The sequence below is a fragment of the Acinetobacter sp. YH12128 genome, from assembly GCF_013418655.1.
In the GTDB taxonomy this organism is placed as follows: domain Bacteria; phylum Pseudomonadota; class Gammaproteobacteria; order Pseudomonadales; family Moraxellaceae; genus Acinetobacter; species Acinetobacter amyesii.
Genome location: NZ_VPBO01000002.1, coordinates 227707 through 242915 on the forward strand (window position 1 = coordinate 227707; position 15209 = coordinate 242915).

The window sequence follows — 15209 nt, forward strand, 5'->3', positions numbered from 1 at the left end:
GTTTATATGATCTAAATGGATCAGTTCTGAGAATAGGTCGTTTGATGCATATTCTATTTATCGGTTATGGTAAAACATCGCAACGTGTTGCTAAACAATTATTTCAGCAAGGTCACCAAATTACCACAGTGAGTCGTAGTGCGAAAGAGGATGATTTTGCAGAACATTTAATCCAAGATATTCACCAACTGGATTTGTCGCAGGTTCAACCGATTGATGCTGTCTATGTTCTTTTGGCTCCTGCACGCCATGCTCAATTCAATGCTGTGGATGCTTACCGACATACTTATGTCGATTCTGTACAGCCAATTGTTCAAGCATTAGCACATCATCCAATACAACGTTTAATCGTGGTGTCGTCCACTCGTGTCTATGGTGAGCATGCGGGGGAGCGCATTGATGATGACACTGTGCCACGTCCGATCGATGAGCAGGGGATGTTGTTACTTGAAATGGAGCATCACTACTCACTAGCATTTCCTACCGAATGCGTGATCGTACGTCCATCTGGGATTTATGGCACATCGACAACACGAATGCAGAAACTGGCAGAAACGACTCATCACTATCCCAATATCCATTGGTCAAATCGAATACATATCGATGATTTGGCAAAATTTCTGTGTCATCTACTTCACGTGGAACATCATGAAAAATCATATATTTGTACTAATAACCAACCTCAACCTTTGCATGAGCGAATCTTGGAATTGCAAAGAGCTATGCATTTACCCGAATTGGTTTTAGAGAGTGAAGTAGAAACAGGTAAAAAAATTTATGCAATGCGGATGATGGAGAGTGGTTTTAAGTTAGCGCACGATTGATTGTGATGTGTAGCGTAAAATTGGTGTGACGTATAAAATTCAGTGTAGCTTGGTGAGTATTAAAAGAAATTCTATAAATGAATGAAATAGGTCTTTTACAACATGTATTGTTCAAATTTTCGAATGGATCTCAAAGGATAAAATTTAAATAATGACAAAATCATTTGCTGAACTTACTCAGAATTTACCCCATAGACCGATTTTGGAAAAAGCTTTGAGTTATTTTGAGAATTTACCAAAGATCGCGATTGATTGTGGTTGTGGTGCAGGAAATGAATCATCATTTCTACTCCGTCATCATTTTAAAGTATATGCATTTGATCCGTCTGTTGACGCTAAAAATATCTGTCTAAGTAAATTTAAAGACAATAAGAATTTTTTATTTTCTAATCAGGCCTTTGAAGACTATAGCTTTCCTAAAGCTAGTTTAATTATTGCTTTATTCAGTTTATTTTTTTGTTCTACGGATTCGCTTGAAAGTGTTTTTAAAGAAAATGCAGGAATCCTTAAGTGAGCAAGGCATCTTACTCATACAACTGTTAGGGAAAGATGATGATTGGGTAAATAATTTTTCTGAAAAATTTATAGGTTTTGAACAGGAAGAGCTTAAACAATTGTTTGATGCGGACTTTGATATTATTTATATCGATGAATTTAAAGGCAATAAACCGCTAGCCAATGGAACTCCAAAATTTTGGAATGTACATACCTTAATTTTAAAAAAGAAAATATTAAATACTTTTGTATAGTCCAAAAAAAAGAGACAAGCTCTTTACAACTTGTCCCTGATTTTGCTCATCTTCTTCCGCTTTTATGGCGAAAAAATCAGAACTGTTTATTTCTTCTTACGTTTCAGGCGCTTTTTGGCTTGTTCCGCAGCAACTTTATCCAGAGCTTCTTTTAACTCTTCATCACTAAAGGTTGTAATGTGTTGCAACATTTGGAGTGTCACATCATCCAAAACGAGGTTGGCATATTGCGCAACATTTTGGAAATTTTCATCAAACACAATGGCGTTGTTTTCATTGGTACTGATATAACCTTGTTGCGTTAAGACTTTAATAAAGCTTTGGAACAAGGCCTTATCAAAGAACTCTGGCGAGTTAAATTCATACAACACAGACAGACGTTGACCAACCAAGTGGCTGAGTTCTTCAACCTGACGGGTTGAGATGTTGCCTGAACCACGTTGTGTGATTAAAGCCAAAGTCATGTAGTAACGCTCTAGACTTTGCATCACAGGTGCAGCCAAGACCACTAACTGATTGTGCTGCTCTGAGTTAGGCGCAGGGGAGATCAGGTTGCCTTCTGCATCTTCAGAAATTAGCTTGGCTTTGATCAGTACTTCAGCATACGCACAGATCTGATCTTTAAGTTCTTCATCATTCCATTTAAGGAATAACTCAGCTTTTAAGAACGGATACAGTGTACGAATGACATTAATTAAATCACCACGGCGAATAGAACCATTATGTTCAACCAAAGCGGCAATGAGTGATGGCAAAATAAATGCGTGCAGGATGTTGTTACGGAAGTAGGTTAACAGCACAGCTTGATTATCAGCAATGGCAATAATATCGCCAAGGACATGATGAACACGTTTAATCAGCTTGAGTTTTAAACCATAAGCAATGATTTCTTTACCTGACAGCGGTGTTACTTGCATGCGCTCATCGTAAGGTAAGGCAGTTAAAAGATCGCGATAGGTATCTAACTGCTTAATGCAAATCTCTTCATCTAAAGTATGTTTAGATGTAGCCAATAAAATCAGTGAAAGCAATGAAACTGGGTTCACCACTGCTGCACGGTTAATATTTTCTAAAATCACGTGTGCAGAGCTGTTAATGGCATCCGAAACCTCTGGTGGAATTGGATCGTCATTTTTCTCGATTTTGATGTTGCTTGCATTATGCTGTTTCAACATATCATCAAGGAAAACCGGCTCACCAAAGTTCAAATGCACTTTACCGAAAATACGTTCGATCTTACGCAGAGTTTTCATAATCCCAATGATCGATTCGCCTTCTTTCGGCTTACCATTCATTTCGCCAACGTAGGTCGCACCTTCCATTAAACGCTCATAACCAATATAGGTCGGTAAGAACACGATTGGTTTGGCTGGATTACGTAAATGACCATGGACAGTCATGGCGAGCATGCCGGTCTTCGGTGGTAATAAACGACCAGTACGTGAACGCCCACCTTCGATGAAGTATTCAAGCGGTGTATTACGCGCCAAAATACTGTAGAGGTATTCTTTAAATACGGTGGTGTAGAGACCATTGCCACGGAATGAACGACGAATAAAGAACGCGCCGCCGCCACGTAAAATTTGCCCGACAAATGGCATGTTTAAGTTATCGCCCGCAGCAATGTACGGCACCATCAAGCCACGTTTATAGATCACATAAGACAATAATAAATAGTCGATATGGCTACGATGACATGGGGTGTAAATGATCTCGTAGTCTTTGGCTAGTTCACGAACGGTACTGAAGTTATGTACTTCGACGCCATCATAAAGCTGTGTCCACAGACGAGTCAGGGCTAAGTCAGCAAAACGAACCGTTGAGGCTGAATAGTCAGAAATGATTTCATTTAAATAACCAATCGCACGACGTTCAGCTTCAACCATACTGATTTTACTGCGAATGCTTTCACGACGAATCGCATCTTGCACATCCGTAGATTTGATCAGGCCGTGCATCACATTACGACGGTCAGATAAATCCGGCCCCAAAACTACTTCACGCTGTGCATCTAAATAATCATTCAGTGTGCTGACAATATAAGTCGCAGGTGACAAGTTTGGATGTGTAGTTTTGGCATATTCAACCAAACGACGCAAAGACTGTGGTTCATGGAATTCAAGGTACGATTGACGACCGTGCAAACCAATATTGACCAACTGCTTCACTTTGCTTGGTGTAGACCATGTATCGGTAAATAATAATTTAAACCAAGAATCTTCTTTATCGGGTTCACGACCCCACAGCACGGTTACAGGAACGAGCTCAACATCCGCATCAGGATTTTTTTCCAAAACCTCAATTAAACGCAATAAACGAGGTGGAAAGGCATGTGGCGGTGGATTGAGTAAGTTGTCTTCATCATGATGTTGTAAAAACACCACAGAGGCTTTTTCTGTTTGCGTACCCACAGTCATTGGGTCGAGTGCAGGGTGTAGCTTTAAACGACGGGTTTCACCATCGACAATTAAAGCATTACTCCGTGAATGATTTTGCAGAACGTAGCAGGTAATTTTCGTTGTCTGTACGCCGGTATCTGTATCGGTTTCAGTCACTACAGGTTCTACAGGGACTTCACCTAAAACATGCGGTGTTACCACAAGGTCAAGCAGTTTACTCGAAAGCTTTCGATACATCTGACCAAAGCCGCTCTTGGACATACAAACTCCTACTTTTCATGACCAAACCACAGAGATTCTGAGGGGAATCTATTCTGCGTAATTGTACTTAAAAACTGTATGTCATTTTCTGACAAATTGCATAGATATTGTAAGATTTTATCGTTAAAAAACGTATTTTTAGCAGTTATATTGCATCAGCAAGGTGACAGATCAGTCAGCGAATCTTTAGGGTTTTAGTCTGGATTTATGGCAAAATGGAAAATATATTTAAACATCTGTTGATGTTGCCTGCGTTAGCTTAATCCCGAATGATAGATAGGTTTGTTATGAATGCCTTAACACAAGAGTTGGTTGATTTACTCAGCCTTGAAAAATTAGAAGAAAATATTTTTCGTGGGCAAAGCCGAAATTTGGTCGGGAAACGTGTCTTTGGTGGACAGGTTTTAGGTCAGGCGCTCCGTGCGGCATCTTATACAACAGATCGACCTGCTCATTCCTTGCATGCCTATTTCTTATTTGGCGGTGATATCAATGCACCGATCATTTATGAAGTGGATCGTATTCGCGATGGACGCAGTTTTGTGAGTCGTCAGGTGCGTGCGATTCAACATGGTAAAACCATTTTCATGTGTATGGTGTCATTTGCAGAGCAAGAAGACGGGTTGAACTACCAAGTTGCAGAGCCAGAATATCCAGCCGTGGAAGATTTAAAATCTGAAGCTGAGCTAAAACGAATGATGGTGGAATTTGTTCCTGAAAACGTCCGTGCATCTTTTATGCGTGACCGTCATGTGGAAATTCGCCCGATTGATCCGCAAAACCCGTACCAACCGCAGCCTGCTGCGCCATCGTATGCACACTATATTCGTACCCATGACAAAATTGCTGCTGACGTTGATGACATCTCTTTACATCAGGCCATTGCAGCATTCTATTCAGATTTTACATTGATGACGACTGCACTACGCCCACATGGTTTAAGTTATTTATCACCAAGTTTGCAGTGTGCGAGTATTGATCATGCCATGTATTTCCATAAGCCATTCCGTGTGGATGAGTGGATGCTTTATGACATGGATGCCACAGTCAGTGCCAGTTCACGTGGTCTAAATTTCGGTCGCATGTGGCAAAACGGTGAGTTGGTCTGTAGTACGACACAAGAAGGCTTGATTCGTTTACGCGAAATTGAAACCCAATAAGCTTTGAGCACTATGTGTTAAGTCGTAAAAGCTGAATATTGAAAAAACCGAATCTCCTGATTCGGTTTTTTTATGCCGTCAATTTTTAGTATGAATCTACTCACGGATTCGAGTTATCTAATTGGGGTGCAGTACAAATTGAATTGGGTTGAATACATGCTTTGCAGAATTGTAGCAGTATATGTGACAAAAAATTCCTCGATTCCCAGTGGGGCGCATGGCATAGTGCCTGAATAAAGGATGATAAATGCAAGGCACAATGAGCTTAAATACGCAGATTTTAATTGCCGCAATATTGGGTGTGGCATTTGGCTTTTTATTAATTCAGTTTCCAGAGACGCAGTTTTTATCCGCCAGCCTGTATGGCCTGGGGATTGCCAGTAGTATTTTTATTGGCTTGCTGAAAATGATCTTGGTTCCGCTGATCTTTAGTTCGATTGTGGTGGGGGTATCGAATTTACAAGCGGGTGGTCAGCTGAGTCGTACGTGGAAAATTACCTTAGCTTGCTGTGTCACCACCACGGCTTTGGCACTGATCTTGGGTCTAGCATGTGCGCATATTTTTAAAGTTGGGCAGGGCGTGGACATCGTCATGTTCCAAGATGCAATACAACAACATCAGAGTCCTGACACCCTCACAGCAGGTTCATTCTTTACCAATTTTATTCAAAATACACTGATCAATCCGTTTAAAGCCTTTAGTGATGGCAATGTACTCGCTGTCGTGGTGTTTTCACTATTTTTAGGTGTGGCCTTGGTCAAAGGCGGTGAAAAATTTCGAAGTGTGAGAAAGCTCAGTCAGCAATTTTTTGACATCATGATGATGATCATCGGTTGGGTGATGAAGCTTGCACCGATTGGTATTTTTGCATTATTGGCTAAATTGATTGCTACCGAAGATATTTCGGTGTTGAGTCGCCTCGCGGAGTTTGCTGCCGTAGTCACAGGGACCACGATTTTCCATGGGGCAGTGGTGTTACCTCTGTTGCTTTGGATTTTTGGGAAAATGAGTCCACTGACATTTTTTAGAGGAACACGAGCTGCCTTAATCACTGCTTTTGCAACCAGTTCAAGTTCAGCAACGATGCCACTGTCGATGAAATGTGCGCAGGAAAATTTAGGCGTACGTCCTCAAACAGCAGGTTTTGTGATTCCATTGGGCACACAGTTAAATATGGATGGTACAGCGTTGTATGAAGCTGCTGCTGCGTTATTTATTGCTAACTTGATGGGCTTAGATTTAACCTTGGGTCAGCAGTTAATTGTCTGTGCAACCGCCATGATTGCGTCACTCGGCGCACCGGGCATTCCAAGTGCTGGAATGGTGACAATGATTATGGTTTTACAATCGGTTGGGCTTCCTGCGGAAGCGATTGCGATATTGCTGCCGATCGATCGTCTATTGGATACGGTACGGACTGTGGTGAACGTACAGGGTGATATGATGATTAGTGTGGTGGTGGATCGTCATACGCGAGATGTAGATGAACCAGCGTTGTCGAATTAAGCAGATAAAGAGCTAAAATGTGGGTTGTAGACGATCTCCCACAGATGCCCATCTAAGTCTTGAAAATAGCCTGCATAACCATCGTAAAACGTGGGCTGTGCGGGCTTAATTGTTTTTGCACCTGCGCGTTGGGCTTGGTGCATGATTTGATCGACGGCTGCGGGACTGTTGACGTTATGTCCAAGAGACATTTGAGTTGGACAAAACGCTGATGCACTAATTCTGGTGTCATGACTCAGGCTATCTTGCGGCCAGAGTGCGAGCTTTAAACTGTGTTGTAAATCAAAAAATGCCACAGCGCCATGTTCAAATTCAGTCCCAATAATCCCTGCGCTATTTAGACCTAGACCCTCCTGATAAAACGCGAATGCAGCGTGTAAATCTTTCACATCCAGTGTAATGACGGAGATGTGAGCGTGCATGGAGATGCTCCTGAACGATGTATTTTTATTTTAGGATGAGACTGAGTATAAATGCATTTTAAAGAGAATAGGGAGTTCGGAAGAACTGTACTTTAAACCTCGAACTTATGACCTTTTCCATCTTGAGTGTGTTGATTGCGCAATATAAAAATGGAGCGTAATGGATGTGAGCACAAATAAAGCAGGGCGAACCCTGCTTAATACAGATTTTAAATGGTGTTTAAGCAACTTTCAGTGCGGCACGTTTTGCAGCAGGAGAGTTGTCGAGATAGGCAATCGCATCTTCAGTTTTTGCTTCATGTACAGGATCGTACCAAGGCATTAAATACCCCAATTGCTGCGACACTAACCAAAGCGGATGTGGCAATAAGCGATTGTCTTTTTGCGCGATACGCGCCCATTCACGCCAAATCCACGGTTTATATACGGCAGGTTTAATCGATGTATAGCGCGAGTCTTGCTGCATGATATGTGCTGCACCATCGACCCATAGACCAAGTACGGCTGCAATCACGATCACACTTTGATAATAGCGAGAAATATAGCCCCCACCGAGATGACGATACAAATCAAAGGCCACGGTACGATGCTCTATTTCTTCTGCACCATGCCATTTTACTAGATCGAGCATATTCGGATCGGCACCGAGGCGTTCCCACTCTTTGTTGTATAAAGCATATTTGCCTAGTACACAGGTCATGTGCTCAACTGTTGCAATTACCCCTAAACGAAAGAGATCCCACTGATGATCCAAAGCTTTAGGTACGTTGAGCCCTAAAGGTTGGTCCGCAAGCAGTTTGCCAAAGAGAAAGTCCATGATTTCAAGGTTGCGTTGAATACTGATATTGCGGTGAGATAGATATTCTTTATTGGCAGAGTTATGCGCCTGAGCATGCATGGCTTCTTGGCGGATAAATGCTTTAACGTCCTCTGCTAATTTTTCATCTCTAATTTGCGGTAATACTTTGTTATACAGACGGCAAAACCAAAACTCACCTGCCGGTAAGATCATATTAATTTCATTAATAAAATAGCTGACAAAAGCTTGGTTGGGTACCCAGTCAACTTGAGTATCTTGCCACTCAAATTTCACTTTACGTGGCTTAATTTTATATTCGATTGATGATCCAAGTTTTGTGTTTCTCAAGCGGGAGAGTAATTTCATGACCTATCCTTGTTTTTATGTGATCGAGTACACATCTGATGTATTCAGTATCCAAAAAAAATCCTGCATTGTGATTAGCAATACAGGACATTTCATTATCTTCAGATGATACTTTTTGTCAGACAATCATCCTTGCGCTGACTTTAAAATTACTGGATTAGTGGTCTGAATTTTTGCCTTCAGCTTGGGGTAAATCTTCAGATGTAGTGTCGACGTCATCGAATGCTTCCGCATCTGCATCGATTTCAATATCATCTTCCGATGCTTCAGGAATGCTATCAAGATCAAACTCTGTGGATTGTTCTAGAGTGAAGTTAAGACGACCCGCCATGACACTCGCTAACTCTTCTAAACCTTGTTTATTCAATGATGAGAACAATTGGATAGAGAAGTTTAGCTTCATTTTTTTCAATGCTGCTTTCACTTCTTGTAGTGCTTTAGAGGCTGGGCCACGGTTTAATTTATCTGATTTGGTCAGTAGTACATGCACGAACAATTTACGTGAATGTGCCCATTCCAACATCATGACATCAAAGTGTTGTAGTGGATGACGGATATCCATCAGCAGCACAAGACCTTGTAAACTTTCACGGTGTATCAGGTAGTTTTCTAACTCTTTTTGCCACACGATTTTCATCGCTTCAGGTACAGCGGCATAGCCATAACCCGGTAAGTCGACCAAACGTTGATCAGGATTTCCTAAACTGAAAAAGTTGATCATTTGGGTACGACCCGGTTTTTTCGACGCACGAGCCAATTGTTTTTGGTTGGTGAGCGCATTAATGGCACTCGACTTACCCGCATTGGAGCGGCCAGCAAAGGCAATTTCATAGCCGGTATCTTCAACGCAGAGGTTGAGTTTAGGCGCACTCATTAAGAACTCAGCTTTGCGTAGCCAGTTGAGCGAGCGCACAGCATATTCAGTAATCGCAGAGTCTACTTTTTTCTCGTAAGTAATCTTTTGCTTCGGCGCATTGGCCGCTTTACTGTTTCGTGATTTTCCTCTGTGCTGATGCATAACCCAACTTCAATAACTGATTTAACAACACGCATTATAAAGGAAGTCGGGCAGGCAAGCGAATTTTGTCGCAGGCAAAGTGAAATTAGAGATTGATCATTTGAATTGGAGATTGTGTTGTAAATTTAGATGCGCTGCTTGGTTGCAAGACATCGGCAAGTTTGTACTGATCGAGACTTTGATAAAACTGTTCTAAAGCTTGGTCTAAAATGCTTTTTAAACCACACTGACTGCGCAGTACGCAGGGTGGGTCATTGCATTCAACAATCTGGTGATTACCTTGCAAAATCCGTACGATTTGACCGAGCTGAGCCTCAAGTGCTTCAGGGTTAAGGCGGATGCCGCCACCTTTGCCGCGGCTGGTGATTAACCAGTTTTGCTTTGCCATAAAATGCACAATTTTCACCAAGTGATTACGCGAAACGTGCAGGTCTTCTGCAATTTCAGCAATGTTATAAGGCACATCACGAGGACGTGCGATATAGAGCAAAATGCGTAATGCATAATCGGTGAATTTATTGAGTTGCATGATAATACTGTGAGTCTGAGAGAAATAAATAAGGGCTAGTCTAGCATAACTAAACTAACCCTTTGTATTTCAGGTGAATAGCTTAGTTAGTGTTTTACACCACCAGTGCCGAAAGCTTCGCTGTGAATATTGCTAGCAGGAATACCACGAGCAATTAAAGCTTTCTGTTGTTCAGCCATAAATGGCATTGGACCGCAAAGGTAATAATCCGCATTGATCGGTAACAGTGCAGTATCCATGCTGCCTAAGTCTAGACGACCAGCAGCATCATAATCTTCACCTAACTTATCATTAGCATGAGGGAACTCATACGCTGTAAAGGTGCTAAGACGTGGGTATTTTGCTTCCAAATCCTGAATGTGTTTATGCATTGCATGCACTTGTTTGCTACGGCAGGCATGGATAAATGTTACAGGTTGTGGCATGTCTAAAGTCACCAACTGATTTAGCATCGCAATCATTGGTGTTAGACCTACACCACCACTGATAAAGACATTGCGTTTTTGTGAATCAATCAGGAAGAAATTACCTGTTGGTGCAGACACTTCGATTTCTGAACCGATCTCCAAGCCATGCAGTGTATTCGATACCCAACCTGGAACCAAGTCACCTTTCTGATCTTCACGTTTTACAGAGATACGTAAGTAGTTGTCTTGCGGGCTGGTCGACAGTGTATATTGACGTGGCTGTTTTAGACCCAGCTCATCGACCAATACACGTACAGAGATGTACTGACCTGCTTCATATTTTGGTAAATCACCACCATCAGAAGGCTCAAGGTAGAATGAGGTGATTTCATCACTTTCAGCCACTTTTTTCGCGATTTTGAAATTACGCCAACCTAACCAACTGCCTTTAGTTTGCTGATGTTGCTCATAAATCGCTTTTTCAGTGCTGATAAACAAGTCTGCCAATTGTCCATATGCTGCTGCCCAAGCGGCAATCAGTGGATCTTCCATTGAAATGCTTAATACTTCACTGATCGAGTGCAGCAAATTTTCGCCGACAATATTATAGTCTGGCGCTTGAATGTTAAGACTCACATGTTTATGCGCAATTAATTCTACAACTGGTAAAAGTACAGATGGGTCCTCAATATTTTCAGCATAAGCCAATACAGCACCCGCCAAGGCTTGTGCCTGAGCACCGCTGCGCTGATGTCCCATGTTAAAGGTTTCTTTGAGGTCAGGGTTATTGCCCAACATACGATTATAGAAGTAACCAGTCAGCGCGACACCATTTTCACGTAGAACAGGAACAGTAGCTTTTACTAGGTCAATTTGCTGCGGAGTCATAGCTGATCTCTCATGGCTGTTATTTATAAGATGTATTTAAAATACATTTTTAAATACATCCGCGCAATACATGTTTTAGTAAAAACCATAAAAAAATTATGGAATATAAAAAGATTCCATAAATTTGTACTTTTTAATTGGGCTTTTAGATTATTTCTTGCCGAAGATAGAACCTAAGAGGCCACGGATAATTTTCTGACCTGTCGACCCACCCAAGCTGCGTGCTGCACTTTTTGCAAAAGTTCCTACAGTGTCTTGAATCAGTTTTTCACGTTGTTTGGCTGAGCGCTCAGCTTCTTTTTGTTGTTCGCGTGTAAGGCGTTCTTGTTCACGCGCTTGCTGTTTAGCGAGTGCATCTGCTTCCTTGGCTTGTTGTTTGGCCAACGCTTCTTGTTCTTTGGCTTCTATTTTATCTTGTTCCGCTTGGACGGCTTGTTGTTGGCGCTCCGCCACTTTATTTTGTAAAAGTTCATAGGCACTTTCACGATCTGCTTCGGTGTCATACATACCTGCGACAACGCTATTTGCCATCAGAGCTTTGCGTTCTTCTACAGCAATTGGGCTAAATGAAGAGTAGGGTGGCATCACCCAAGCACGTTCAACAATTTGAGGTGTGCCTTGTTCATCTAGACAGCTAATCAGTGCTTCACCTACAGCCAGTTCCGTAATCACTTGATCGACTTTAAACGCAGGATTGGCTCGGAAAGTATCTGCTGCGGTTTTTACGGCTTTCTGATCTTTTGGGGTAAATGCACGTAGCGCATGCTGAACGCGGTTACCTAGTTGTCCTAAAACACTCTCGGGTAGGTCAAGTGGATTTTGCGTTACAAAGTAAATGCCGACCCCTTTAGAGCGAATCAGACGAACCACTTGTTCAATCTTTTCTTGTAAAGCAGGGCTGGCGTTATCAAACAATAAATGTGCTTCATCAAAGAAGAACACCAGTTTGGGTTTATCCATATCTCCAACTTCGGGCAATTGTTCAAACAGTTCTGACAGCATCCAAAGTAAGAAAGTCGCATAGAGCTTAGGGGTATTCATTAACTTGTCGGCTGCGAGCAGGTTGATGTTGCCACGACCTTGTGCATCCGTTTGAATGAAATCCATGATATTGAGCGCAGGCTCACCAAAGAACTTGTCACCGCCTTGATCTGCCAAGGCAAGCAAATTACGTTGAATTGCACCTAAACTTGCAGGCGATAAATTGCCATATTCATTTTTAAATTCAGCTGCATGTTCACTGACGTAGCTAATCATGGCTTTTAAGTCTTTAAAGTCGATGAGCAATAAGCCCTGATCATCGGCAATACGAAAGACCGCAGATAACACGCCTTCTTGCGTGTCGTTTAAATTCAGAATTCGGGCAAGGAGAAGTGGACCAATTTCAGAAATGGTGGTGCGAATGGGATGTCCTTGTTCACCAAACAAATCCCAAAACACCACAGGGGAGGCAGCAAAAGGAATGCTCTCGATATTTAAACTTTTAATTCGCTCGTCAAACTTAGGATTGCTTTCACCTGCTTTGGCAAGGCTAGAAACATCCCCTTTGGCATCGGCTAAAAATACAGGTACACCCAGCCGAGAAAAACTTTCTGCCAACACCTTCAACGTCACCGTCTTACCAGTACCTGTGGCCCCAGCAATCAAACCATGGCGGTTTGCAAATTGTGAATGAAGCACCACATCTTGTGTGGTGTCTTGTGTTTTTTTGCCAATAATAATTGGTGTACCCATAGATGTTCCTGTATTTATTCGAGTTGCTGTTTATTTAAATGTTGTAGTGCGTTTTCTATATCTTGTATTAAATCTGCAGGATGTTCTAGTCCTATACAAAAGCGAACCAGTAAGCCGGCTTGAATATGTGAATGTTCGAGTACACGCATATCTTTTAAGTTATATAGCATGACTAAACTGACTGGGCCACCCCAGCTAAAACCAAGCTTAAAGAGTTTCAGCGCATCGCAAAAGCGGCGTACATCTTGCAAGCTATATTTTTCATTAAATACCACGCTGACCAAGCCGGCACTGTGTTGTTCTGTACAAATTTCTTTCCAATGCTGATGTCCTGCGGAAGCTTCATCAGCAGGATGTAAAACCTGTACAAAGGCTGGCTGCTGTTTTAGCCAATTTAATAAAGTTAAAGCACTTTGTGACTGGTGTTCATAGCGCAGGCGCATTGAAGCCAGGCTGCGTTGTACTTGTGCTGCATCATCACCAGAGATGCTAATGCCTTGAATGGCGTGGGCACGAAACAGTTTGTGATGAAGCTTTTTATCTCGTGTAATTACCGAACCCATCAAAATATCCCCGCCGCCACTTGGGTATTTGGTCAAGGCATGTACACTGATATCGACACTCAGATGCTCAGCACTGAAATCAAAAGCATTAAAGGCAAGTCCTGCTCCCCAAGTATTGTCCAGTGCAGTGAGAATGTTATGGGCTTGGGCTTTTTTGACCAAGCCGACTAAATCTGGAAACTCTAAAGTGACAGATCCAGCAGCTTCTAACCAAATAAGCTTGGCTTGCGCTGAAGGTGTGAATGAGTTGACATCAATCGGGTTATAAACCTTGACCACGATACCGTAGCGGGTTTCTAGGTTGCGTAGATGTTCCATATTTGGGCCATAGATATTATCTGCGACCCACACTTCATCCCCTTGACTTAAAAAACATGAATTGACCAAATTAATTGCAGACAAACCGCTTGGTGCAAGTAAGTGATACAAGCCTCCTTCAATCTGAGCAAGCTGATCGCCTAGGGTAAATGTCGTGGGGGTACCATGCGTGCCATAGCTATAGTCATAATCATCGGTCCAATGGCGATTAAATAGCGCATCTGTATTTTCGAAAATTATAGTGGATGCACGAAACAGGGGAGGTTGAACACTATTGATGTATTGCGGTGCCATTCTTGGTGCATGAATGAGTTCAGTTTGAGGATTCTTTTTCACGTGGCGCTCTGAAATGATCAAAATAATAATGAATGTTCAAAAGAATACGACTAAAAGGCATGGATTTACGATGCTTTTGTATAGAAAATTAAGTGAAAAGCAAAGTTGGCTTCATTCTTGCAAAACCGATATCAGAGCAACAACAATAGGTTTAGCGCATGAAGTCGCATTTAAAAGTACATTATTTTCAGCATATTGCTGGCGAAGGGTTCGGCAGTTGTTATGAATTTTTAAAACAGCATCAGGCCAAAATTACGGCCACAGAATTCTTTGCATTACCGGTCGATCAAGCCTTGGATCTCGAGGCTTTGCCGCATGTTGAAGATGTCGATTTACTTATCATTATGGGTGGGACCATGAGTGTAAATGATGAGGCAAATTTCCCATGGTTAAAAATAGAAAAACGGTGGCTGCGACGCTATTTAGCACTCGGTAAACCCGCAATTGGGCTTTGTTTAGGTGGGCAATTGATTGCCAATGCCTTGGGTGGTGCGGTGAGTCGAAATGCACAACAAGAATTGGGTTGGACGACCATCCGTAAGGTCGCTAACGTACCGCATGACTGTTTCAAACTACCTGAAGAGTTTAAAGTCATGCAGTGGCACAGTGAAACATTTGAAATTCCGAAAGGAGCGGTATTACTGGCAGAAAATGATGCATGTCGTAATCAAATGTATCAAATCGGGCAAAATGTTTTGGGCTTCCAATTTCATCCTGAAATTACCCCGGAAGTACTCGATTTATTTTTGGAAAATGATGAAGAAGTGGCATTTTTTTCAGGAACACATGTACAGCCAGTACATGATCTACGGAAAAGCGCAAAAAACAAATTTATTGAGGGAAATCAAATACTAAACCAAGCAATAGAGTATGTATTAAGAAAAAATGCCTATTGATTAAAAGTTAAGCAATTGATCTTGCATAAAAAA

12 protein-coding genes and 1 pseudogene are annotated in these 15209 nt (G+C 41.9%); 5 read left to right on the plus strand and 8 right to left on the minus strand.

Annotation, left to right across the window (positions count from 1 at the left end):
* Positions 1–44: 44 nt before the first annotated feature.
* Both FTU64_RS02710 and FTU64_RS02715 read left to right on the plus strand, forming a co-directional pair.
* Entirely contained in the window at positions 45–824 is a 780-nt protein-coding gene (locus FTU64_RS02710) for an NAD-dependent epimerase/dehydratase family protein (protein WP_180059173.1), read from the plus strand.
* A gap of 151 nt (positions 825–975) precedes the next feature.
* Positions 976–1573, plus strand: a pseudogene (locus FTU64_RS02715) (methyltransferase domain-containing protein).
* An 86-nt stretch (positions 1574–1659) separates the two neighbouring features.
* On the opposite strand, the gene plsB reads toward FTU64_RS02715, so the two are convergent.
* Positions 1660–4233 carry a glycerol-3-phosphate 1-O-acyltransferase PlsB gene (plsB, locus tag FTU64_RS02720; protein ID WP_180059174.1) on the minus strand — a complete coding sequence of 858 codons (2574 nt, stop codon included), beginning with the start codon at positions 4231–4233 and terminating at the stop codon, positions 1660–1662.
* Positions 4234–4520: 287 nt separating this feature from the next.
* Here plsB and FTU64_RS02725 point away from each other — a divergent pair, with 287 nt between their 5' ends.
* Positions 4521–5393, plus strand: coding sequence for an acyl-CoA thioesterase II (locus tag FTU64_RS02725; protein ID WP_168379112.1), 873 nt, complete (start codon positions 4521–4523; stop codon positions 5391–5393).
* Between the two features lie 247 nt (positions 5394–5640).
* On the plus strand, positions 5641–6900 hold the full coding sequence (locus FTU64_RS02730; protein WP_180059175.1) for a dicarboxylate/amino acid:cation symporter: 1260 nt from the start codon (positions 5641–5643) through the stop codon (positions 6898–6900).
* Here FTU64_RS02730 and FTU64_RS02735 read toward each other — a convergent pair.
* The 7 genes from FTU64_RS02735 to FTU64_RS02765 form a co-directional block, all read right to left on the minus strand.
* Positions 6897–7322 (minus strand): VOC family protein, encoded by a 426-nt coding sequence (locus FTU64_RS02735; RefSeq protein ID WP_180059176.1) that lies wholly within the window; start codon positions 7320–7322, stop codon positions 6897–6899. The two genes, FTU64_RS02730 and FTU64_RS02735, sit on opposite strands and share 4 nt — an antisense overlap.
* Positions 7323–7542: 220 nt before the next feature.
* Positions 7543–8487, minus strand: a complete 945-nt coding sequence (locus tag FTU64_RS02740; RefSeq protein ID WP_180059177.1) for a metal-dependent hydrolase — start codon at positions 8485–8487, stop codon at positions 7543–7545.
* 157 nt (positions 8488–8644) lie between these two features.
* The gene (yihA, locus tag FTU64_RS02745; protein ID WP_180010522.1) at positions 8645–9505 is read right to left on the minus strand and encodes a ribosome biogenesis GTP-binding protein YihA/YsxC; all 861 of its coding nucleotides are present in this window, start codon (positions 9503–9505) and stop codon (positions 8645–8647) included.
* 85 nt (positions 9506–9590) lie between these two features.
* Entirely contained in the window at positions 9591–10034 is a 444-nt protein-coding gene (locus FTU64_RS02750) for an Rrf2 family transcriptional regulator (protein ID WP_078192461.1), read from the minus strand.
* Between the two features lie 86 nt (positions 10035–10120).
* Positions 10121–11329 (minus strand): NO-inducible flavohemoprotein, encoded by a 1209-nt coding sequence (gene hmpA / locus FTU64_RS02755; RefSeq protein ID WP_078192460.1) that lies wholly within the window; start codon positions 11327–11329, stop codon positions 10121–10123.
* Between the two features lie 150 nt (positions 11330–11479).
* Positions 11480–13063 carry a helicase HerA-like domain-containing protein gene (locus FTU64_RS02760; protein ID WP_180059178.1) on the minus strand — a complete coding sequence of 528 codons (1584 nt, stop codon included), beginning with the start codon at positions 13061–13063 and terminating at the stop codon, positions 11480–11482.
* 14 nt (positions 13064–13077) lie between these two features.
* Complete coding sequence (locus tag FTU64_RS02765) at positions 13078–14280, minus strand: PLP-dependent transferase (RefSeq protein WP_180021614.1); 1203 nt, start codon at positions 14278–14280, stop codon at positions 13078–13080.
* A gap of 158 nt (positions 14281–14438) precedes the next feature.
* On the opposite strand from FTU64_RS02765, the gene FTU64_RS02770 reads away from it, so the two are divergent.
* Positions 14439–15176: a type 1 glutamine amidotransferase gene (locus FTU64_RS02770; protein ID WP_078189281.1), complete on the plus strand. Its 738-nt coding sequence runs from the start codon at positions 14439–14441 to the stop codon at positions 15174–15176.
* Positions 15177–15209: the final 33 nt, after the last annotated feature.